Below are 22,193 nucleotides of genomic sequence, written 5' to 3' on the forward strand. Positions count from 1 at the left end.
ACTTCTTCAACCGCCATGGGAGGAAGGCAGACTGTCAACAAATCCTTGGCCACGCGTACTCTTACCTTTGATTGGTTTGCAAGCTGGTCGAGATCAGAGTTTATTCCGTCACGCCACTGGGGCAGTGCCACCCTCAACAAGGTGATGGAACCCGAATGGGTCAATCGCGTCCTTCGTGAGCTCCCAACCACCTCGCAGCGCACCGTAGTTTTGATAATAGCTGTTGGCTTGCGCCAGTGGTGCTAGCAACCCGAGTGTACCCACGCCGCGAGTGAGCTTGGGGCTGATACGCCCAAGATTCGCACCTCCAGTCGCCCCATTGAATACCCGTCCGGTGTCAAATCCACTGCCGGGGTGAATGACTCGAACGCGCGAGTCCTCCGCGAAATGACCGGCTACGTCGGCAGCCTGAGAGCCACTCTTGGCAACGTAAACCACGTTATTTGCCTGCCCCTTCTTCCCGTGGTCCATTTTATTTCTAATGGTGCTCGCCGCAGCACTGGATGGGACCTTTTCCTTTGTGGATGTCGCATCGTACGAGTCTACGTCAACGATCTCGCCGCTTACGTAGGTCACTTTTATGAAATCAGAAGTGGTGCCCGTGATCACCGTCTTACCTGTTTTTGCCTCCTTGACGAAACCCTTCCCAACGATTGGGTCGGTATCATCCTGAAGGTAGTAGATCTCGCCATCGCCACTGCCGTTGTAATACGTACCGGACGCCCGCAGATCATGATTCAGGTACTCGTATGCAATTCGAGCTTCCTCGTTATCGGGAACGGTTCCGATTACATGAGGAACCGAGTTTCCGTCATAGATCACATCCTTGGTTCCATGTCCACTTGAAACCGTTTTACGAGTGAGTGTGTCATCCTTCTTGAACTTGCCATATTGGCATTCGTCTCGATGTCGCGCACAATAGTCGCGTTCATCCGGGTCATAAAGCCCAGTGGGATCACCGCGCGTAAGAGGACTGCCGTGGGAATACGTGTAACCATTGGCCTGCAGCGGGTCTGCAATATCAAATATTAGATCTGCGGAAATGAAGCGGCCATTCAGCTGGTCATATTCACGCGCGCCCAGGTGGGTCAGCCCCGTAGCTGTGTCGTCAATGCCGACGCCAAGATAAGATCGCTTGTTCGGCCAAGCCGTCGGCTTCGCTCCCCGTACCTCCCCGTACGGTTTGAATGCCCTACGAGTGATCGGCTGCCCCAGCGACTCCTCAACCGTAGTCGAGGCCGTCCCAAGCTGGTCTGCGACAAGGACGTTGAGCTTGTGGCTGGTCGTCGCGCCATCGACCGTAGAACGGACCACTGTCGGCGCACCAGGCTGTACATATGCACGGCTAGCGCGCGTGATCTTGCCCGCCGCCGTCGTCAGTTCCGTCTCGCCCAGGTACAGCACGCTCCCCGACGGAGAGTTCTCCAGGACGCGGTTGCCCTCGGCGTCGTAGACGTACTGCGTCTTGACGCCGTCGACCGTCGCCGTGTCGACCTTGCGCTCCTGCGTCCAGGTGAAGCGCTGGGTGACGTTGGCCAGGTCGCGGACTGTGGTGTTGCCCGTGCGGTCGTATTCGTACGCGCTGCCGCTTCCCGACGGGGTCGAGGTGACGTTCGTCAGCACGTGGGGCTGGATCAGCGTGCTCGGGCTGGTTCCGTTGCCCGTGATCGTCGTGCCGTAGCCGTAACGGAGGGACACGTCCTTCGTCGCGTCCGCCGGGTCGTGCTTCACCTGCGTCGCGCGGTTGCCGAGGACGTCGAAGGTGTAGCTGTCCCAGTAGCCCGTCGCCCCGCCGGCCACTGAACCCGCCGCCGGGGCGGCCGCCTTGAGTGAGGCGGTGAGTGCCGCATCCGGGCTGCTCTTGTCCGAGACCGTGTCGGCCGCATTGGCGACCGGTCCGCCCGACGCCGAGCCGTCCCCGTTGTACCCCCACTGCTGGCCGCTGTCGGACTTGCAGCCCACCGAAGCCGTGCCCGGGGTGATGTTGGACGTCCAGGCGTGGACCAGCTGCCCCATCGCGTCGTACGTGAAGCACTGGTTGTCCCAGACCGACGTGCCCGCGTCCGTGAGCTGGCGGGCGTTGGACGTGACGTTGCCCGCGACGTCGTAGGAGTAGAAACTGCTGTTGATTCTGTGCGAGTTGGTCGTCTCGCGGTCCGTGACCGTGCGCTGGAGTCGGCCCGTGTGCTCGTCGATGAAGTTGGTCGTCCAGACGCGGTACGGCTGGGGGCCGCTCACCACGCGCAGCGGCTCGCCGTACGGGGAGTACGTGACGTCCGTCGTGTACCAGCTCTGCCCGGATGTTGACTCTGCCAAGCCGTCGCTGTTGTAACGCGTGACGACCTTCTCCGCCGCCAGACCACCCACCGCCGGCAGCGTCACCGACAGCGGTTTGCCGGTCGGCGTGTACTCGTACGCGTACTTGTACGTGCCGGACACGCCCGTCGTCATGGCGTTGGCCGGTACGACCGTCTCCTTGCCGGTCGGGCGGTAGCCAGTGTCGTAGCCGGTGACCCGGTTGACGTAGTCGCCGCTCTTGTCGTGACGGATCGACTCGACGGGCTGGCCCAGCGCACCCGGCAGGGTGTCGAACGAGAACTCCTTCACCGGCGGGGCCGTCGTGGAGCCTTCGCGGACCGCCACGACCCGGCTCAGCTCGTCGTACGACGTGTACGTGCTGCCCTTCGCGTCGGTCACGCTGACCAGGCGGTCCGCGTCGTCGTAGCCCGACGTCGTCTCACCCGTGTCCGGGTCGGTCGAGGCGATCAGACGCTTGCGGGCGTCATAGGTGTACGTCCAGGCGTTGCCCGCCGGGTCGATGACCTTCGAGCGGTTGCCCCGGGCGTCGTACTCGTAGCTGGTCTGGCGGTACTCGGTGGACTGCGGGTTGGTGAAGTGCTGGATCGCGGTGACACGGCCGCGCGCGTCCGTGAGGGTCTTCACCGCGGGGGCCGCGCCGCCCGCCGGGACGGCGAAGGTGCTGGTGTCCTGGTAGCTGGTGGTCGCCGCGTAGACGGACTTGCCGCTGAAGAGCGTGGACACCCGGACCGGGCGCTCCAGGCCGTCGTACGTCGTACGCGCCATGCTCGGCACCAGGCTGTCCGAGGCGCGCTTGAACTGCGCGGACTGTGGGTCACCGGCCGCCAGATAGGGGCTCGTCTGCTCCCGGACGAGACCATGGTCGTCGTAGCGGGTGTCCGCGATGATGCGGCCGGGGCCGTGCGCCTCGCTCTGCGTCTGCACGGCGCGCATCAGGCCGTCGTAGACCGTGACCTGCTTGGCGTAGGTGCCGTCGTCCTTGATGTTCTCGACCGTGACGGCGGTCGGCTTGGTCGTCGTGTCCGTCGCCACCGCCATCTGGTAAGTGATCTTGACGTCCGGCGTCTGGGTGCCCGAGGAGCGCACCGGGGTCCAGCCCCTCACGAGGCGGCCCAAGGCGTCGTACTCGCTGCGCGCCACGCGACCGTTGGCGTCGGTGACGGTAAGTGGGAGCGCCCGGCCGGGGTCGAGCGTCGTGGTGGTCGCGAAGCCCTTGGTGTTGATGATCTTCGTCGAGGTGACGGGTCCGCCCGCATCGCCAGGCGTGTACTGGGTCTCGGTGGTTCCGACCAGCGGCTTCTTTACCGTGCGGACGCGCCCCAGCGGGTCGTACGTCATCGTCACCGCAGGGCCGAAGGCGCTGCCCGCGCCATTGGTCTCCGAGATCGTGGTGGCGAGCCCCTTGGTCGGAGTCTCGCCGTAGCCGAGACCGTCGTAGGACGTCCGGGCGGCTCCCGTGAGCTGCGTCGCCGCATCGGCGTTGGCGTAATCGGCACATGACGTACTCGTCGAGCGGATCTGCTTGGGCAGTCCTATGAGGTTCGTGGACTCGTTGTGGACGTAGTCCGTCTTGGCGCAGGTGTAGTCGCTGAGGGTCTCGCCACCGGTTCCATTGGGCCGGACCACAGCGCTCTGGATCTCGATGGGCAGACCGTGGTCGTCGTCGACCGTGGTCGTGGTGCGGATCGCCTGCCAGCTGGTGTCGGCCGTCTGAATCTCGTCGGTGCGCTCAACTCCGGTGCGGTGGGCGAGCAGGGCACCGGCTCCGCCGTCCCGGTCGCGCGAAGCCGTCTGCTTGGACCAGGGGAAGCTGAGGGTGCGCTTGAGCACCCGGCCGCCGCTGCCGTCGTACGCAATCGACTCGGCCGTCATCCCCCCGTACTGCGGCTTGTCATCGGCGATCAGCGTCACCGCACCGGTGGAGTCCTTGACCGCACCCCCCGCACCACGGAAGTAGCGGGTGACCGAGTACGACTGCGTCTGCGGGTTGTTGGCGGAAGGCGTGTTCTTGCTGCCCTTGGTGGTGGCGACCTGCTGGAAGCCCCGCCACTCGCTGTACGTGCGCAGGTCGGGCTTGGTGAACTCGTCGTCGCTCTTGCCCCAGGCCGCGCCAGAGTAGGAGTAGTTGGTCGTGATGCGGTCGGAGACGCCGGTGATCCGGTCGGTCTCGGTGACCGAGTCCACGAGGTACTTGTTGAACCAGGAGAGGGCGGGCTTCTCCTCCTCACCGTCCGGCGACCAGCGCACCGGATAGCAAGTGCCGGTGTTCTTGTCCTGGTCGACGCTCGGCTCGGTGCGGCAGCCGCCCTTGTACCGGACCTGGATGTCCGCGCCGTGCTCCGTGGCGACCGTGCCGATGCGCGGACGCGTGAATCCCGGGCGCGGGTCGCTGGAGGACTTGGGGACCAGGTTGGGGAGTTGCTTGTCCTTGAGGTAGCTGCGCAGGGGGTGGTCGCTGCCCACGACGTACGGGCCGAAGCTGACGCCCGCGCCGGACATGAGGGTGCCGGTGCTGTCGCCGGGGGCGTACCCGCGACGGGTGATCTTGTTGAGCCACAGGCCCGGCGAGGTGTCGTACCAGTCGCGCGGGAAGCTCTGCTCAAGGTTGTACGTGTCGACCTTGGCCAGACCCGTGGCACCCGGGCGAGCGGCCTCGGTGGTCACGGACTCCAGGCGCTTTCGGGTCCAGAAGGAGGGGAAGGCCGGGCACAACTTGGAGTCGGACTTGCAGTTCAGGTTGCCGGGAACGTCCCACCAGGGGCGGTACGAGGCGGGGTCAGCCGTGTTGTTGAACTTGGCCTCGTCGCACGCGGTCGCGCCCGCCAGGCAGCGCTCCTTGGCGTTGAAGACGACGCGGGCCGAGGGCGTTGTGAGCGCGCCGGTGCGCAGCCCGTACTCGATGCTCGTCGGGTAGCCGCCGCGGATGTACTTCTCGGGCGACTTGAACTTCTTGTTGGGGGCGTAGTAGTTCGTCTCCTGCGCCCAGTTGACGATCATCGCGTTGCTGTGGACGTCGACGACCTTGTCCAGGCCCCAGTGCCAGGCCTGCTGCTTCTTGGTCGTGCCCTCGGCGCAGCGGGAGTCGGCGAACGCCGTGGCATAGCAGGGCTCGCCGGGATGGTTGCCGTAGACCGGGACGGTGAAGACGGAGTTGGTGTCGGCGTGGTTGCCGCCGACCTTGTTGAGGCCGTAGAAGTACTGCGTGCCGTCGGTGGTGGTGACGACCCAGTACTCGCCGTTGTTGTCCCCGTTGTCGCCGCCGGTCCTGAGCTCGACGCGGGTGCCGTCGTCGTTCTGCGGGCGATAGGTGTCGGTGTTGCCGACCCGCACCAGCTCGGTCGTCCGGCCGCCGAGCGACATGACCGCGTTGTACGAGACCCAGCACAGGTCGGACGTCTTGTACTTCTTGTCCTTGTTGTTGGGCGCCCCTGCGTCGGTGTCCTTGCGGTCGTCCTGGCAGGCGCGGTAGCGGCGCTCGATGTGGCCGGGCTCGTACGTCCAGCCCTCACCGATCCACGAAGCCTGCGGCGACGTGGTGGACGTCTTGCCGTCGACGGTCTGGGACGAGTACTCGAAGGAGATCTTCGGGGCCGGCCCCGCGGGGGCGGGCGGCACGGTCACGGGGTACGACCAGCTGAAGGCGCCGGACGAGTTCCCGGCCGCCCACTTGCCGTCGCCCGCGAGCGGGGTGGCCTTGAACGAGCCGCCGTTGCCCGCGCCGGAGTCGACCGCGCCGATGACCGCCTTGTCCCCGCCGGCGGCGATTGGCTGGACGTACGACGCCTGCATGACTCCGGAGGGAGCCGTGGTCCGGGGGGCGAAAGCCGGAGTCACCGTGCCGTCGGCGGCGGTGTCCACCGTGGCGGTGATCGTCTTGCCGTCGGAGTCGTTGACCGTCTCCAGGTCCTGGTAGGCCCGGCACTCCTCTACGTCGGGCGTGGTCAGGTAGCACTCGGGAAACTGCACGAAGTGCAGCCGGGAGGCCCAGTCGGCGCCGTAGAGGTTCTCGTACGCCTTGTAGTCGAGTTGCACGGAGACCGGCACGGAAGCGCCCGCCGGAGCCGTCACGGTGACGACCGCGCCGTCCACGCCGTCGGACTCGACGGCCGTACGGGCTGACACGCCGACCTGCCAGGTGCCCGTGGGAACGGCCGCGCCGGGAGCCTGGCCCAGTTTCACCGGGAGGGCCCCCACCGGTTCCAGGCCGGCCGGAGCCACGGAGGCCGACGAGGTGTGGAAGGCCGTCTGCTGGGCGGTGGCGGAGAAAGTGACGGAAGCCGTGCCCGCGGCGGGGGGTGTGGTGGTGCCCGTGGGCGCGTCCGTGGTGTTCGCCGGAGGCTCGACGTCGATGCGGTCGAGCTTCGGATCCAGAGTGCCGCCCTTGATCAGCTTTTCCTGGCCGAGGTTCTCCAAGGCCAAGCTCTGATCATGACGCGGCGCCTCGTCGCTGGCCGGGTCCGGGGGCTGTGCCAGTGCGGGCGTAGGCAGCAGGGCGATCGCCAGGGCCGTGCAGACGGCTGAAAGCACGGATGCCCGGCGGCGCCGACTGCGTGCGGACGGCGGCATGACAAACACGGTGAGGTCCCCCCGGACGTCAACGGGCGGCACTTGAAAGGAACGCAGGTGATGCCGCTTCAGAACGCGCTGATTCTGTGCGCCGTCTGTGAAGAAAGCCAGGCATTTACGTGATCAGTGAAAATAACCACGCCGCGTATCGCCCCAACTACATCATTGGGGCGGAGAGTGCAGTATGCCGCCCACGCGAGCAGGAATAGCGCCTGATCGGTGGAGAACAGATAGCTCAGCCTGTTCGGGATCAACTGTCACTAATCCGCTCATGGATATGCACCGTTCAGCCATGAAAAGTGGGAAATGGATGGGGCCGTTTCCGTTCGGAGGACCTGGTTCGGCTTTCGCGCGCACAGCAACCGCACAGCTGCCGAAGGTGAGTCACCGAGTGCGCGGGGTGACAGATTGGGCGTGACGACGCTCCCCTATTGAGCAATGATCTGGTCGCATCTTCACGTCTCGCGCACAGAAGCGGCAGGGCGTGACGACAGGAAGTGCCCGGTCGGTGGTCCGTCGCGACGCCGGCACGAGGGGGGAAGGGAACCTCGCGCATGACGAGCAGAGCGCGCCGCATGCCCGGACGCAAAGCAACAGCCGCCATAGCAGCGGCTGTTGTGGTGGGTTCGGGCGTGACCTATATCGGCCTGAATGATTCCGGGGGCAGCCACAAGAAGCCGCGGTCCACCGAAAACGCCGCGCCACTGAACGAGGCCGGAGCTGCGGCCAAGGCGAAGCGGACCGGAAAGGCGGTGGAGGCAGCGGCGCTGCGTACCGCGTATTCGACCACCTGGGCCCGCCCGGACGGGATGCTCCAACGGCGCATCCACGCAAGTCCGATCCGAGCCAAGGTGGGTGGCGAATGGAAAGCCATCGACCCCACCCTGGCCAGGGTCGACAACGGCTGGTCTCCCAAAGCGACGAACGTGCGGATGACGTTCTCCGCCGGAGCCTCCGGCAGCAGGACCGAGCGCGCCTCGCGTGACCGGGCCCGCCGCGTCCCCCTGCTTGCACCCGCCGCATCCAACGCCACCACCGCAACCGGCAACGCCCTCGTCACCCTGTCGACCGGCGGCCATGACATCGTGCTGACCTGGCCGGGCCCGATCCCCCAGCCGGTCATCGACGGCTCCCGTGCGCTCTACCCCGAGATCCTGCCCGGCGCGGACCTGGTCCTCACGGCCGACGACGGCGGCTTCGCCCAGCTCCTGGTGGTGAAGAACCGTCAGGCCGCGGCCAATCCGCAGGTGGCGCGCCTCGCGTACGGGCTCTCCTCCCCCGACCTCAACTTCGTGCTCGACCCCACGACGCGCATCCTCACCGCGAAGGACAGCGGCGGAGATGACGTCGCCGAGTCACCCACTCCGCTCATGTGGGACAGCGCGGGTGCTCCGGCCGGGACCGACAGCGGAGGCGGGGGCACGGGCACGCCTCCGCCGCCCGAGCCGACTCCGACGGACACACCGGACGGCTCGGCGAGTGGCGGTGAGACACCCACGGCCTCGCCCGAACCCTCCAGCGCGAGCGACGACACCGACCGGGGCGACGTCTGGAAGGAAGTGCTGCCCGCGCCGACGGACGACGCCCCCGACCCTTCGGTCGTCCGGCCCAACCTCACGCCTCCGCCGATCCCTCCGGAGGCCTCGCCAGAGCCCACCCGGACCGGGCCGGACGCGACCCTCGGCCTGCCCGCCCTCGCCGGACCGCAGCCCGCCTCCCATGGTGCGCTCGCGGACGTCGATCTCCAGGGACCCGACTGGGTCCTGACCACGGATCAGGAGTTCCTCAACGACTCCTCCACGGTGTATCCGGTCTTCGTCGACCCTTCGGTCAAGAAGCACACCAACGACTGGACCACGGCCTACGACCGGCACCCGAACGCCAACTTCTACAACGGCCGCAACTTCAACAAGGGCGGTACGCACGAGGCGCGGGTGGGCTTCGAGTCCGACACCTGGGGAACCTCCCGTTCCTTCTTCACCATCGACTGGGACTCCGACCTCAAGGACGCCATCGTCTCCGACGCGACGCTGCGCATCCTGGAGACCTACTCCTGGTCGTGCGACGCGCGGCGAATGGACATCTACCTCACCGGCGAGATCAACTCCAAGACGACCTGGAACAACGCCCCGAAAATGACCAGCGGCAACAAGCTGGCCAGCCGCAGCTTCGCCCACGGCTGGAAGTCCAGTTCCTGCCCGGATGCGTACGAGGCCTTCAAAATCACGGGCACGGCACAGCGCGCGGTCACCAGGGGCTGGAACGCCATGACCATCGGGATGCGCGCCGCGACGGAGGACTCCCAGTACGCCTGGAAGAAGATCCAGGCGGACGGCGGGAACGACCCGTACGTCGACCTCTCCTACAACCGGCGCCCCGAGCCCCCGACCGGGCTCGACCTCGACCCGGATCTGAGCTGCGACACCACCGCGCCGTACGTCAACGTCGGTGCCTCCCAACTGACGTTCTGGGCCGGCGCCAAGGACAGGGACGACAACCTGGCCTCGCTCCGCTTCCAGCTCTGGAAAGCGGGCACCAGCCCCACCAACAACAATCTTCTGGGGAGCAAGGGGAACGTCTCCGTCGGCAGTCAGACGTCTTCCGCGCGGGTGCACACCGATCCGTTCTCGACGAGCGGACTGCAGAACGGTGCCACATATTCGTGGCGCGTCATCGCCGTCGACAAGTACGGCGCCACGTCGAGCAGATACTCCCCTGCCGACATCCCCTGCCGGTTCGTCTTCGACAACCAGAGACCGAGCCCGCCCACCGTCACCTCCACGGACTTCCCCGATGCCGACCAGAGCGACAACGGCTTCTGGAACGACCCCGAGGACTCCGTGTGGAGCACCAGGAAGTTCGGTGAAGAGGGCTCGTTCACGTTCCGCACGGCTCAGAACGACGTCACGAAGTTCGAGTACAGCTACAACGGCGGCGCGTACAACTTCTCGGTCGGCCGGACCGCCGGGTCGCCGACCACCGTCGTCTCCAAAGCCAGGCCGCCCATGGCAGGCCCGATCGTCCTGTACGTACGGGCTGTTGATGCGGCGAACAACAGGTCCGAACCCCGTAAATACCTGTTCTACGTGACCCCGCGCGACACCGCCGACACCCCGGGCGACCTCACCGGCGACAAGCTGCCGGACCTGATGGTGGTCAGCGGCGACGGCGACCTGCGCACCTACCCCTCCCAGGCCCTGGCGGACCTGTCCAAGGGCACCGGTGGCCTCGGCTACTCCATGTCCGGCGGCTACCGGGGCAATCCCGACAAGGACCCCACCGGCGGCGACGGCAGGCCGATCTACACGGCGGCCCCTAGCGGCTACTGGAAGAACACGCTCATCACGCACCTCGGTGACGTGTACGGAGGTGACGGTCTCCAGGACCTCGTCGCCGTCCGCGAAGGCAGGCTCTGGGTCTACCCCGGCGACGGATACGGCGCGGTCAACATCGACAAGCGCCAGGAGATCCTGCTGCCGTCGAACGCGCCCAGCCCGGCCTCCATCACCCAGATCGTCTCCGCCGGGGACGCCACCGGTGACGGCAAACCGGACTTCTTCCTCCGGGTCGGCGACGCCTTCTGGGCCCTGGTCGGCTACAACGGCGCCACCGTCGACCAGGCGGTCCAGCTGTCACCGGACGCCTGGAGCAGCCGCGACATCGTCACCGTCCAGGACGTCACGGGCGACGGCACCGCCGATCTGATCTACCGCAGCGACAGCGCCGGGCAACTCGCGCTGCGCGTCGGCAAGAAGGCCGCCACCGGTGGTGTCGATCTGAAGTCGCTGGCCAGCGCCGTGGGCTCCGCCAACGGCTCCGACGGCGTCTACGGTGCCTCCAGTTGGGGCCGGAGCAACATCAGGCTCCTTTACGGCACGCCTGACGCCGACGGCGACGGCGTCCCCGACATCTGGGTGATCAAGGCCGACGGAACCGTCCGCTTCTACTCCGGCGGCCGGACCACCATGCCGACCGCCGGGATCCAGATCAACAGCGGCTGGCAGTCGAAGCCGGCCATAGGCTGAGTGCACGACGAGGGGCCCGGACGCAGCGTCCGGGCCCCTCGCCTTTTCTCGATCACTCAGCCCTTGGGCACACGCGACTTACCATCCGGCCACAGTCTGGGGCTGCGCTTGGCGGCCACGTCCTCGACCCAGCCGAAGCTCAGGACGCACAGGCCGATCAGTACCCAGGTGAAGGCGAGCACCGGCCAGGCGCTGTCAAGGAGCCACGGCACGCTCTCGCCCAGGGAGCCGACCCCCCACAGCTGGTCCCACATCGTCGCCGCGGCGAGGATGCACACGTTGTGCCAGAGGTAGACCGTCACCGCGCGCGAGTTGAGTAGGGTGATCAGCCGGTCCCAGCGGCGCAGCCGCGGCGGCCACTCGGACCACGAAGGGCTGAAGTGGAGGAGCAGCAGCACGGCGCCGAACGACCAGAGGGCCTGGGCGAGCGGGATCCCGTCCAGCTCGTTCTCGCCGCCGAAGTCGTTCCGCATGGCCCACCAGAGGCCGACGCCGAGGATGAACGGGGCCACCGCCGGGACGATGTACCGCGGTACGCGGCTCAGGACGCCCTGCTGATGGGCCATGCCCAGCACCCAGCAGGCGCCGAAGGTGGAGAAGTCGGTGATCGCGGAGTCGATCCGCTCCGGAAGGTCGAAGCTGCCGAAGGTCATCACCGCCGAGAGCACCAGCGGCGCCAGGATCGTCGTCCACGGCACCTTGCGCAGGTAGCGCAGGATCACCGGCGAAAGCAGGACGTACCAGAGGTAGGCGCGCAGGTACCAGAGCGGCTCGGCGACGTTGCCCGCCCAGGAACCGTCCAGGAAGCCGTGGACGCCGGCGAGGTCGGACGCGTACGGGGGGTCGCTCAGCGGGACGATCCAGAAGAGGAGATGGGTCCACCACCATCCCGGGTGGCCGTCCGCGTCGGGGCCCCAGCCCTGGGCGATCATGCCGGTGACGCCGATCGCGCCCAGCAGCCACATCGGCGGCAGCAGGCGCCGCATCCGGCTGCGGATCACCTGGGGGGCCGGGCGCTTGAGCGAACGCCCCATGAGGTTGCCCGCGAGCGCGAACATGACGCCCATGGACGGGAAGGCCAGCGGCAGCCAGGCCCAGCCCATGAGGTGATAGAGGACGACACGGAACAGGGCCAGCGCCCTGAGCAGGTCGAAGTAGCGGTCACGGCCGGGCTTGGCGGGCGCGGGCGCTTCGGGCTTGTGGCGCAGGGCCGCCGCCGGCGGAGACAGATAGCGGGAGTCCGCTCCCTGCTCGGAGGCGGAATCGGCTCCCTGCTCGCTGGTCCCGTACGGTCCGGGCTGCGGCCAGGCGCCCGTGGGCTCGGTGGTGGTCATGCGACGGGCCTCCGGTCGATGTTCTCCTTGCTGTTGCGCTGCGTCGGAATACCCCCCGGCGCCTCCACGACCCCCGTGCGCCGCAGCTTCTGCCACCGCAGCCGGCCGCCGGTGAGGGCGGTGATCCAGGACTGGAGGAGCACCACGTACATCAGCTGGCGGTAGAGGACCTGCTGGAGCGGGAGCGACACCAGGTGGGTGAGGCGTTCGCGGTCCAGACGGAACGCGTAGGCCGCGCAGACCAGCTGGATCGCCAGGACGCCCAGCCAGGCAACCACGGTCTTCTGCGTCGGGCCGAAGACCAGGCCGTACAGGAGGAACACGTCGATCAGGGGGGCGAGGAGGGGGGCGAGGACCATGAAGAGGGAGACCAGGGGCAGGCCTACGCGGCCGAAGCGGCCCGACGGGCCGCGCTCGAAGACCGCGCCGCGGTGCTTCCAGATCGCCTGCATGGTGCCGTACGACCAGCGGTAGCGCTGCGACCAGAGCTGCTGTACGGACTCCGGCGCCTCGGTCCAGGCGCGCGCGTTCTCCGCGTACACGACCCGCCAGCCGTCGCGGTGCATCGCCATGGTGACGTCGGTGTCCTCGGCGAGGGTGTCCTCGCTGATGCCGCCGACCCGCTCCAGGGCGGTGCGGCGGAAGGCGCCGACCGCGCCGGGGATGGTCGGCATGCAGCCGAGCACGTCGTACATCCGGCGGTCCAGGTTGAAGCCCATGACGTACTCGATGTGCTGCCAGGCGCCGATGAGCGAGTCGCGGTTGCCCACCTTGGCGTTGCCCGCGACCGCGCCGACCTTCGGGTCGCCGAACGGCTGCACCAGCTCGCGTACGGTCGACGGCTCGAAGACGGTGTCGCCGTCCATCATCACGACGATGTCGTAACGGGCGTGCCTGATGCCGTTGTTGAGCGCCGACGGCTTGCCGCCGTTGACCTGGCGGACCACCCGGACGTTCGCCAGCCACATCGCCTCGACGATCTCCGCGGTGCCGTCGGTGGAGCCGTCGTCGACGACGATCACCTCGATGGGATGGTCGCTGGCCATCAGTGAGCGCACGGTGTTGGCGATGCACTCGCGCTCGTTGTACGCGGGGACGATCACCGAGACCGGCTCGGTGACCTCGGGGCCCCAGCGGAACCCGCGCGCCCGCACCTTGCGCGCGTGCAGGAACGACAGGATCAGCATCAGGCCGAACCGGGCGAAGACCAGCACGCCGATCACGGCGAGCCCGCCCACCAGGACGTCGGTGGTGTTCTCGGATACCTGGACGGCGAAGACGAACGCCTTGCCCTTCCACAGGTCGATGCCGGTGACCGGGGTGTGCGCGCTCGGCGCGTTCAGAGCCTCGGTCAGATTCACGAACGTGTAGCCCTTGCCCTGGAGCTGGGGCAGGAAGGTGTCGAGCGCGGCCACGGTCTGCGAGCGGTCGCCGCCGGAGTCGTGCATCAGGACGATGGCGCCCCTGCCGTGCTTGGGCGTGGCGTTCTTGATGATCGTCTTGATGCCGGGGCGCTGCCAGTCCTCACTGTCCGTGGAGTCGAGCGCGGTGATGTACCCGCGGCTTCCCACGTACTTGATCACCGGCCAGTTCTGGTCGTCGATCGCGTCCGCGAACGACGAGTACGGCGGCCGGAAGAGGGAGGTGCGGATGCCGGCGGCGCCTTCGAGGGCCAGCTGGTTCTGCGCGAGCTCCCAGTCGATGCGGGCGTGCGACTGGTAGGAGAGGTCGGGGTGGTTGAAGGTGTGCAGGCCGACCTCGTGGCCCTCGTCGACCATCCGCCTGACCAGATCGGGGTAGCGGGCGGCGTTGGCGCCGGTGACGAAGAAGACGCCGTGCGCGTGGTACTTCCTCAGCTGGTCGAGCACCTTCGGGGTCCAGGTGGGGTCCGGGCCGTCGTCGAAGGTGAGCACCAGTTTGTGCTTGGGGATGTCGAGGCTGGTGGGCTTGCCCGTGCCCCGCGCGTCGATGACCGGTCCGCCGTCCAGGATGCGCTCGGGCACCGTGTCGGTGGACGCGTCCGGGCGGATGCGGTGGTCGGCGGCTATCTCGTTGTGGACGTACCCGCGCAGCATCAGCATCGCGAAGAGGGCGACGAGGAAGAGCAGGGGCAGCAGATAGCGCATCGGCAGGCTGCGGCGTCTGCGCGTACGAGGGGTTGTGGCGGAAGTCGTACGACGGGTCGTACGGCGAGGGGCTTTCACGTGCTGGCTCCAGAGGGCGGAGTCGGCTTCGTCGACAGGCCCGTCGGGCTGCCGGACGTGCCGGTGGGGAGGCCGGGGCTCGCCGAGTGGCCGCCGGCCGGCTTCGCGCTCTGCGAGGTGCCGGGATGCGGGGAGGCGCCGGTGGGCTTGCCGGAGTTCTTCGTCCTGCCCGGCTTGGGGGTGCCGGAGGCCTTGGCTCGTGCGGAGCCGGTGGCCGGGGGGTGCGTCCTGCTCTTGGCGGGGACGCCGGGCCTGGTGCCCGGGTGGGTGGGGCGGGAGTCGGTGGGGGCCGGTGTGACCTGGACCGTCTCCGTCGTCTTCTCCTTGGCGGCGGGGCCGGGTATGCCGAGCCAGGGCGCGCGGGAGCTGCCGCCGAGCAGACTGCCGACGAGCATCACCGCGTAGCAGGTGCATGCCAGCCCGAAGACCCAGCCGAGCCGGCGCAGGTTCTTGCCGCGGCGGCCGCTCTCGTCCACGAAGACGGGGCCGTCGGGGTCACCGGCGGGGACCGGCGCCTGCGCCAGGTCCTGAGCCGGGAAGCGGGCCTGGACCTGGGTCCGGGCCTGCGTCTGGTCCTGAGTCCGGCCCTGTGCCTGGGGGTTGCCCGGCAGGCGTCCGGCGACGTTCAGTTCCATCGTGAAGTCGTCGAGAGGCCTACGGGGCTCCTCGAACGGGTTCAGGGGTCGCCCCTGAGGGGCACCTTTTCGCCAGTTGTCCACTTTGCGTACGCACTTCCCCACTGGATGATTCGCGGGTTGCGCGCACTCCTCTAGCGGGCACTGCGTTCCGGACCGGGTCCCCACCCGTTCCACGCACCCCCACTACCACACCGCACCCGGGGAATGAATGTAGCGCACGCTGCTGTGAGCCACGTTCACGCGCCGAGTGTTGTTCCTCAACTGGAACACCAGAGTGGCATCAGCGGGACATGAGGGACAGATCCCCTTCCGGAAGCCAGCAATCAGGGGGCAGTTCGAGCCATCCGGCTGCCCTTCCCATCCGCCGGGCGACCTCCCTGAGAACCTCCAGGCCAGGGTGGTGCAGCCCCTTGCGCCACACCAGCGAAACCGGTGACAGCGGTACGGGCCCGGTCAGCGGCCGCAGCACCATCCCGGGTATTTCCATGAAGTCCGTGCTGGCCAGGACCGACCAGCCGCGCCCCAGCACCACCCGGGCGAACTCCTCCTGCCCGGAGATCTCCGGGAAGGGCGCGGCCAGTTCCGCGCCCCGCCCCGCGAAGAGCCGCGCGGCCAGATCCGTCCACTCGGCGGTGGCCGGATTACCCGCCCCGGCGTACAGCGTCTCGCCCGCGAGCGCGTCCACCGGCACCTCCTCCAGATGCGCGAGCCGGTGCCCGTCGGGGAGCAGTACCGCCATCCGCTCGTACCGCACGGGCTGGTGCGAGAGGCCCGCGAGCACCGAGGGGTCGAGCCCGGCGACCCGGCCGAAGGAGATGTCGAGGCGCCCGGCCAGGATCTCGGCGGCGGCCCCGGTGAGCCCGCTCAGATAGCGCGCCACGAACTCCTGCCCGGCCGCCGCCTCGCGGGCCCGCACCAGCACCCGGTGGCCGGTGCCGACCGAGGCGCTGACGTCGACGAGCAGCGGGCGGGCCTCGGCCGCCCATCCCGTCCGGAGCTCGTCGTGCGCGGCGAGCACCCGGCGCGCGTACGGCAGCAGCCGCCGGCCGTCGGCGGTGAGCTCCACCGCGCGCGTGGTCCGCACGAACAGCTCGGCGCCCAGTTCGCGTTCGAGCCGCCGCACGTCCCGGCTGAGCGCCTGCTGGGCGACGAAGAGCCGGGCGGCGGCCCGGGTGAAGTGCAGTTCGTCGGCGACGGCGGTGAACGCGCGCAGCAGCCGGGGGTCGATGTCCTGGGTCACGGACGGCAGTCAACCGCACGGACGCCAACAGCAGAAGACCTTCCTCGGGCCACTGACAACGGAAGTGCGTGAATGGCCTCTGATCAGGTGTTGGACGCCCGTGCCCCACCCGGGCGAAGCTCGGTGCATGCCGCAACTGATGACCGTCTCGGGTTCGACCCTGGTGCTCGCCGGGCCCGTTCCGTACGAGCGCGAGCCCCGCCGCAAGGCCCGCGAGAAGGCCGCACGGACCGCCCCCTACCGCCGCCTCTTCGCCGTCCCCGGCGCCCGCGCCTTCACCCTGGGCAACCTCATCGCCCGGCTCCCCATGGGCATGTTCAGCGTGAGCGGCGTGATCATGATTGCCGGGTCGCGCGGCTCGTACGCCCTCGCCGGCGCCGTCACCGCCACCGGCCTCGCCGCGACCGCGCTGGTCGCCCCCTGGACGGCCCGCCTGGTCGACCGCCACGGCCAGGCCCGGGTCGCCGTGCCCGCCACCGCGATCGCGGTGCTCGGCTCACTGGCGCTGCTGCTCTGCGTACGCCTCGGCGCGCCCGACTGGACGCTGTTCGCCGCGTACGCCGCGACCGCCACCACCCCGAACACCGGCGGGATGTCGAGGGCGCGCTGGGCGCACGTCCACCGGGGCGACCCGGCGGCCCTGCACACCGCCAACTCCTTCGAGCAGGCCGTGGACGAACTGTGCTTCACGCTCGGCCCGGTGGCCGCCGCGTTCCTGTGCACGGCCCTGTTCCCGGAGGCGGGCACGCTGATGAGCGCGGTGCTCCTGATGACGGGCGTGCTGATCTTCTCGGCCCAGCGCTCCACGGAACCGCCGGTGGCCCCGCGCACCACCGCCCGCTCCCCCCTGCGCTCCCCCGGCCTCGCCCCGCTGCTCGCCGTCTTCCTCGCCACGGGCGCGGTGTTCGGCTCGATGGAGGTGGTGACCCTGGCGTACGCGTCCGGGCTCGGCCACGGCCCGTCGGGCGGCGCGGTCCTCGCCCTCCAGGCGGCCGGGTCGGGTGCGGCGGGCCTGGTGTACGGCTCGGTGCGGCCCGCGCGTTCCGTCTCCCGGCGGCTCCTCGTGTGCGTCGGCGCGATGACGGCCCTGATGTGCCTTCCGCTGCTGGCGGCGCGTACCGGTTCGCTGGTGGTCCTGGCCGCCGCCCTGCTGCTCGCGGGCGCGGCGACCGCGCCGACCATGGTCACCGGGATGACCCTGGTCCAGCGCCTCACGCCCGAGGGCCGCCTCAACGAGGGGATGACGCTCGCGGTCACCGCGATCCTGGGCGGCATCGCGGCCGGCTCGGCCACGGGCGGCTGGCTCACCGACCACACGACCGGCCCGACGGCCTACCTCGCCCCGGTCTGCGCGGCGGGCCTCGCGCTGGTGGCGTGCGCGGCGGGCCCGGCGCGGCGCGCGTGAGGGCGTACGACGAAGGCCCGGTCGCTGCGATAGCGGCCGGGCCTTCGTCAAACATGGGAATTGTGGAGATGGCGGGAATCGAACCCGCGTCCAACGGTGCAGAATCAGGGCTTCTCCGTGTGCAGTTCGCTGCGCTTTTCTCAGCCCCGGAGATCACGCGAACAAGTCTCCGACGGGCTCAGTCACTGTTTGATTTCCTTCTGGGCCCCGTGACCGGGCTCAGAAGTTTAGATCCCTTGATGATGCCAGGATCCGGGTCGGGATCACCCCCGGGCTGACACTTCGCAAGTCGCTACTTAGGCAGCGAGGGCGAAGGAATCGCGCTTGGTGTTGGCGATTATAGGTTGCGACATATGGTTAACGAGATCATTGCCGCTTCCTCGACACGCTTCCCCTGCTTCGACATCCGCTGTCGAAACCGATCATCCCCATGTTTTGTTAACAATGTGCTCCACCCCGGGGGGCGGTGCTGAAGCCATGGTACGCGACGCGGACCGCGGCTCGCCAGGACATTACGCCCGCTGGCGGCGGCGGGCCGCCGAGATCGCCCGATTCGTCTCACGGGTGTCCTGCTTCTCCCGCAGCGTCTGGCGCTTGTCGTACTCCTTCTTGCCCTTCGCCAGCGCGATCTCGATCTTCGCCCGGCCGTCCTTGAAGTACATGACCAGGGGCACGATCGTGTGACCCGTCTCCTGCGACTTCGACTCCAGCTTGTCGATCTCGGCGCGGTGCAGCAGCAGCTTGCGCTTGCGCCGCGCGCTGTGGTTGGTCCAGGTGCCCTGCGCGTACTCCGGCACGTGGACGTTGTGCAGCCAGGCCTCGCCCCCGTCGATCTGCACGAACCCGTCGACCAGCGACGCCCGCCCCTGGCGCAGCGACTTCACCTCGGTACCGGTGAGCACGAGACCGCACTCGTAGGTGTCGATGATGAGGTAGTCGTGCCGTGCCTTCTTGTTCTGCGCGACGAGCTTGCGGCCGTCGCCCTTGTCCTTGTCTTTTGCCTTAGCCATAGTGCGGCCATTTTCGCACTACGACCGGCCCCCGAGGCCACTCAATACTGCCTCGGCCCGCTCCTGGGCACGCTCGGTGACCGGTACGTCCGGAGTGATGCCCTTCCCGTCGACGCCGTGGCCCGCCGGGGTGCGGTAGTGGCCGACGGTCAGCTCGGCCACCGAGCCGTCCGGCAGATTGGTCGGCATCTGGACCGAGCCCTTGCCGAAGGTGCGCGAGCCCACCGTGACGGCCCGGCCCCGGTCCTGCAGGGCCCCGGTCAGCAGCTCGGCCGCGCTCATGGTGCCGCTGTCGACCAGGACCACCACCGGCCGTGCGGTGTCGCCGCCCCGGTTCGCGTACAGCGCGCGCTGGCGGCCGTGCACGTCGTACGTGGCGACCAGGCCGCCGTCGAGGAAGGCGGAGGCGGCGGAGGTGGCCTCGGTGACCAGGCCGCCGGTGTTGCCCCGCAGGTCGAGCAGGACCCCGGCGCCGCCGGGGGCCGCGCGGACCGCTGTCCGTACCCGCTCGCCGGAGCCCTTGGTGAAGGCCGCCACCTTGATCATCACCTCGCCGCCCGACAGCGCGCTCACCGTCACGGACTCCATGGTGAGCTCGGCCCGCCGCAGCGACTCGCTCCAGGTCCGCCCGGCCCGGTCCAGGCCCAGGACGACCCGGCTGCCCGGGGTGGCCCCGTCGCCGCGCAGCAGGGCGACGACCTCGGTGACCGCCAGGGTGTCGAGCGCGCGGCCGTCGATCGTACGGAGCCGGTCGCCCGCCCTGATCCCGGCGCGTGCGGCCGGGCCGCCGGGCTGGAGGCGGGTCACCTCGACGCGGCCGCCGGCGGTGCGCCGGGCCCAGAGGCCGACGCCCGTGTACCGGCCGTCGAGGGCGTCCTCGAACTGCTCGTACGCGCTCGGGTCGTAGACCGCGCCCCACCGGTCGCCGCTGCGGCTGACGGCCTCGGCGGCCGCCTCCGTCACCGACTTGCCGTCGGCCACCGCCTCGGCGGCGGCCCGGGCCACGTCGGCGCCCCGGTCGCGGGGCCCGGTGGCGGAGGCGGGCAGCACGTGCAGCGGGGCGCGGTCCTCCTCGGCCTGCGGCAGCGAACCGGTCACCGCGGCGGCCGCCAGGACCGAGACGAAGACCAATGTCAGAGCCGCCCCGCGGCGCACTCCGCGGGACCTGGGACAGCCGTCCGGACCTGACATGGCGTCGAGTCTAGGACAACGCGAGGGCGCCGCAGGGGCTGTTGCTCCTACGGCGCCCGGGGCACATCTCACACGCTGAAGCGCCTGCGTCACACCTTCAGGTACTTGCGCAGCGCGAAGAACGCGGCGAGGGCGGGCATCAGCACGCTCGCCGCGAGCACCAGCGGCAGCTTGGCGAGGACCGCGTCCCAGCCGATGAAGTTGATCAGATTCAGCTTGTGCGACAGGTCCAGGCCGTGGTCGATCATGAAGTAGCGGCCGACGATCAGCATCCCGGAGGCGGCGATGCCGCCGAGGACGCCGGCGAAGGCGGCCTCCATGATGAACGGCGCCTGGATGTAGAAGCTCGAAGCACCCACCAGGCGCATGATGCCGGTCTCGCGCCGTCTGCTGAACGCGGAGACGCGGACCGTGTTGACGATCAGCATCAGCGCCACGACCAGCATCACCGCCATGACCAGCACGGCGGCCACGTTCATGCCGCCGAGCAGGCTGAACAGGTTCTCCAGGATGCCCTTCTGGTCCTGTACGGACTGCACGCCGTCGCGCCCGGCGAAGGCGGTGGCGACCACCTTGAACTTCTCCGGGTCCTTGAGCTTGACCCGGAACGACTCCTGCATCTGGTCCGGCGTGATCGAACCGGCCATCGGCGAGTCGCCGAACTGCTCCTTGTAGTGCTTGAACGCCTCGTCGGCCGACTCGTAGCTGACGGTCTGGACGATGTCCAGCTTCTTCAGGTCACCCTCGATGTCCTTCTTCTGCTGGGCGGTGACGGCGCCCTTGGAGCACTTGGCGACGGACTCGGCGTCGGCCTTGTTGCAGAGGAAGATCGAGACGTTGACCTTGTCGTACCAGTAGCCCTTCATGTTGTTGACCTGGTCCCGCATCAGCAGCGAACCGCCGAACAGGGCCAGGGACAGGGCCACGGAGACGATGACGGCGAACGTCATGGTCAGATTGCGGCGGAGACCGACACCGATCTCCGAGAGTACGAACTGCGCGCGCATGGCGACTGGTTAAGCCTTTCCGTGCTGAACGGGCTCGATGCTCAGCGCATCAATGCTGGTAGCCGTAGACGCCGCGCGCCTGGTCACGTACGAGACGGCCCTTTTCGAGCTCGATAACACGCTTGCGCATCTGGTCGACGATGTTCTGGTCGTGGGTCGCCATGATCACGGTGGTGCCGGTCCGGTTGATCCGGTCCAGGAGCTTCATGATGCCCACGGAGGTCTGCGGGTCCAGGTTGCCGGTCGGCTCGTCCGCGATCAGCAGCATCGGCCGGTTGACGAAGGCCCGCGCGATGGCGACGCGCTGCTGCTCACCGCCGGAGAGCTCGCCCGGACGGCGGTCCTCCTTGCCACCGAGCCCGACGAGGTCGAGCACCTGGGGCACGGCCTTCCTGATCTCCCCGCGCGGCTTGCCGATGACCTCCTGGGCGAAGGCGACGTTCTCGGCCACGGTCTTGTTGGGGAGCAGCCGGAAGTCCTGGAAGACGGTCCCGAGCTGGCGCCGCATGTGCGGCACCTTCCAGTTGGAGAGCCGGGCCAGGTCCTTGCCGAGCACGTGCACCTGCCCTTGGCTGGCACGCTCCTCGCGCAGGACGAGCCGGAGGAAGGTCGACTTCCCGGAGCCGGACGAACCGACGAGGAAGACGAACTCACCCTTCTCGATGTCGAGGGAGACGTCCCGCAGAGCGGGATGGCTCTGCTTGGGATATGTCTTGGAGACGTTGTCGAATCGGATCACGGTGCACCACGGTCGCCGGGAATAGGTGTGCGTGACACTACGCGAACCGGCCTGGGCCGCGCAGGCACCGCCCGCGGATGTTCCGGGGATGCGTCTTATGTCCCGTTGACGGCGGCCCATGGGCCCCCTCACGGGGGCAGAATCCGGCGGGGCGCGCCGAAACGCGCGGGAGCTGGCACAGTGGTAGTGGGAACGGTTGCGTTTCCCTGAGCGTTGTGCGGAGCAGTAGGTGCATACGGCGGCTCCGCCGCGCGGGAGGAGGAAAGCGCATGACCTATGACCGATTGGTGTGCGCGAACTGCGCGGCGCCGGTCAGCGAGGGCCGCTGCCCCGTCTGCCGGGCCAACCGCGCGCGGCTGGAGCAGGAAGGCCCCTGGGGCGGTCTGAGCCCGGCGGCGCTGGTGACGCTGCTCGTGGTGCTCGTGGCCGCGGTGGCCCTGCTGGCCCACCAGACCGTGTAACGACGTCATACGAACGTGGGGGCCCGGGGGGGGGGGGCCCCCCCGGCCCCCCGC

General features: G+C 68.6%; 12 protein-coding genes and 1 other RNA gene. 3 read left to right on the forward strand and 10 right to left on the reverse strand.

Annotated elements, in window-relative coordinates; genetic code table 11:
• Positions 1-108 precede the first annotated feature (108 nt).
• The gene (locus tag ACFWA7_RS28915; protein ID WP_385825979.1) at positions 109-6,885 is read right to left on the reverse strand and encodes an RHS repeat domain-containing protein; all 6,777 of its coding nucleotides are present in this window, start codon (positions 6,883-6,885) and stop codon (positions 109-111) included.
• A 554-nt stretch (positions 6,886-7,439) separates the two neighbouring features.
• Between ACFWA7_RS28915 and ACFWA7_RS28920 the strand changes: the two genes are divergently transcribed.
• Positions 7,440-10,910, forward strand: coding sequence for an FG-GAP-like repeat-containing protein (locus ACFWA7_RS28920; protein ID WP_385825981.1), 3,471 nt, complete (start codon positions 7,440-7,442; stop codon positions 10,908-10,910).
• Positions 10,911-10,966: 56 nt separating this feature from the next.
• Here ACFWA7_RS28920 and ACFWA7_RS28925 read toward each other — a convergent pair whose 3' ends face one another.
• From ACFWA7_RS28925 to ACFWA7_RS28940, 4 genes are all read right to left on the reverse strand, one after another.
• On the reverse strand, positions 10,967-12,244 hold the full coding sequence (locus tag ACFWA7_RS28925) for an acyltransferase (RefSeq protein ID WP_385825983.1): 1,278 nt from the start codon (positions 12,242-12,244) through the stop codon (positions 10,967-10,969).
• Positions 12,241-14,370, reverse strand: a complete 2,130-nt coding sequence (locus ACFWA7_RS28930; protein WP_385541901.1) for a bifunctional polysaccharide deacetylase/glycosyltransferase family 2 protein — start codon at positions 14,368-14,370, stop codon at positions 12,241-12,243. The genes ACFWA7_RS28925 and ACFWA7_RS28930 overlap by 4 nt, the downstream gene beginning before the upstream one ends.
• Before the next feature lie 74 nt (positions 14,371-14,444).
• Positions 14,445-15,083 (reverse strand): hypothetical protein, encoded by a 639-nt coding sequence (locus ACFWA7_RS28935; protein ID WP_385825985.1) that lies wholly within the window; start codon positions 15,081-15,083, stop codon positions 14,445-14,447.
• A gap of 283 nt (positions 15,084-15,366) precedes the next feature.
• Positions 15,367-16,326, reverse strand: a complete 960-nt coding sequence (locus ACFWA7_RS28940; protein ID WP_385541888.1) for a LysR family transcriptional regulator — start codon at positions 16,324-16,326, stop codon at positions 15,367-15,369.
• Between the two features lie 127 nt (positions 16,327-16,453).
• Between ACFWA7_RS28940 and ACFWA7_RS28945 the strand changes: the two genes are divergently transcribed.
• The gene (locus ACFWA7_RS28945; RefSeq protein WP_385825987.1) at positions 16,454-17,731 is read left to right on the forward strand and encodes an MFS transporter; all 1,278 of its coding nucleotides are present in this window, start codon (positions 16,454-16,456) and stop codon (positions 17,729-17,731) included.
• 60 nt (positions 17,732-17,791) lie between these two features.
• On the opposite strand, the gene ssrA is transcribed toward ACFWA7_RS28945, so the two are convergent.
• The 5 genes from ssrA to ftsE all read right to left on the reverse strand — a co-directional run bounded on the left by ssrA (position 17,792) and on the right by ftsE (position 21,678).
• Positions 17,792-18,161: a transfer-messenger RNA gene (gene ssrA, locus ACFWA7_RS28950) on the reverse strand.
• Positions 18,162-18,243: 82 nt separating this feature from the next.
• Positions 18,244-18,741 (reverse strand): SsrA-binding protein SmpB, encoded by a 498-nt coding sequence (gene smpB, locus ACFWA7_RS28955; RefSeq protein WP_385541892.1) that lies wholly within the window; start codon positions 18,739-18,741, stop codon positions 18,244-18,246.
• An 18-nt stretch (positions 18,742-18,759) separates the two neighbouring features.
• Positions 18,760-19,932, reverse strand: a complete 1,173-nt coding sequence (locus ACFWA7_RS28960) for a S41 family peptidase (protein WP_385825989.1) — start codon at positions 19,930-19,932, stop codon at positions 18,760-18,762.
• 89 nt (positions 19,933-20,021) lie between these two features.
• Positions 20,022-20,939, reverse strand: coding sequence for a permease-like cell division protein FtsX (gene ftsX / locus ACFWA7_RS28965; protein ID WP_371653003.1), 918 nt, complete (start codon positions 20,937-20,939; stop codon positions 20,022-20,024).
• A gap of 49 nt (positions 20,940-20,988) precedes the next feature.
• On the reverse strand, positions 20,989-21,678 hold the full coding sequence (ftsE, locus tag ACFWA7_RS28970; protein ID WP_361381581.1) for a cell division ATP-binding protein FtsE: 690 nt from the start codon (positions 21,676-21,678) through the stop codon (positions 20,989-20,991).
• Between the two features lie 269 nt (positions 21,679-21,947).
• Here ftsE and ACFWA7_RS28975 point away from each other — a divergent pair, with 269 nt between their 5' ends.
• Positions 21,948-22,139 carry a hypothetical protein gene (locus ACFWA7_RS28975; RefSeq protein WP_385541897.1) on the forward strand — a complete coding sequence of 64 codons (192 nt, stop codon included), beginning with the start codon at positions 21,948-21,950 and terminating at the stop codon, positions 22,137-22,139.
• Positions 22,140-22,193 lie beyond the last annotated feature (54 nt).

It is taken from the genome of Streptomyces sp. NPDC059994, from assembly GCF_042737755.1.
In the GTDB taxonomy this organism is placed as follows: Bacteria; Actinomycetota; Actinomycetes; order Streptomycetales; family Streptomycetaceae; genus Streptomyces.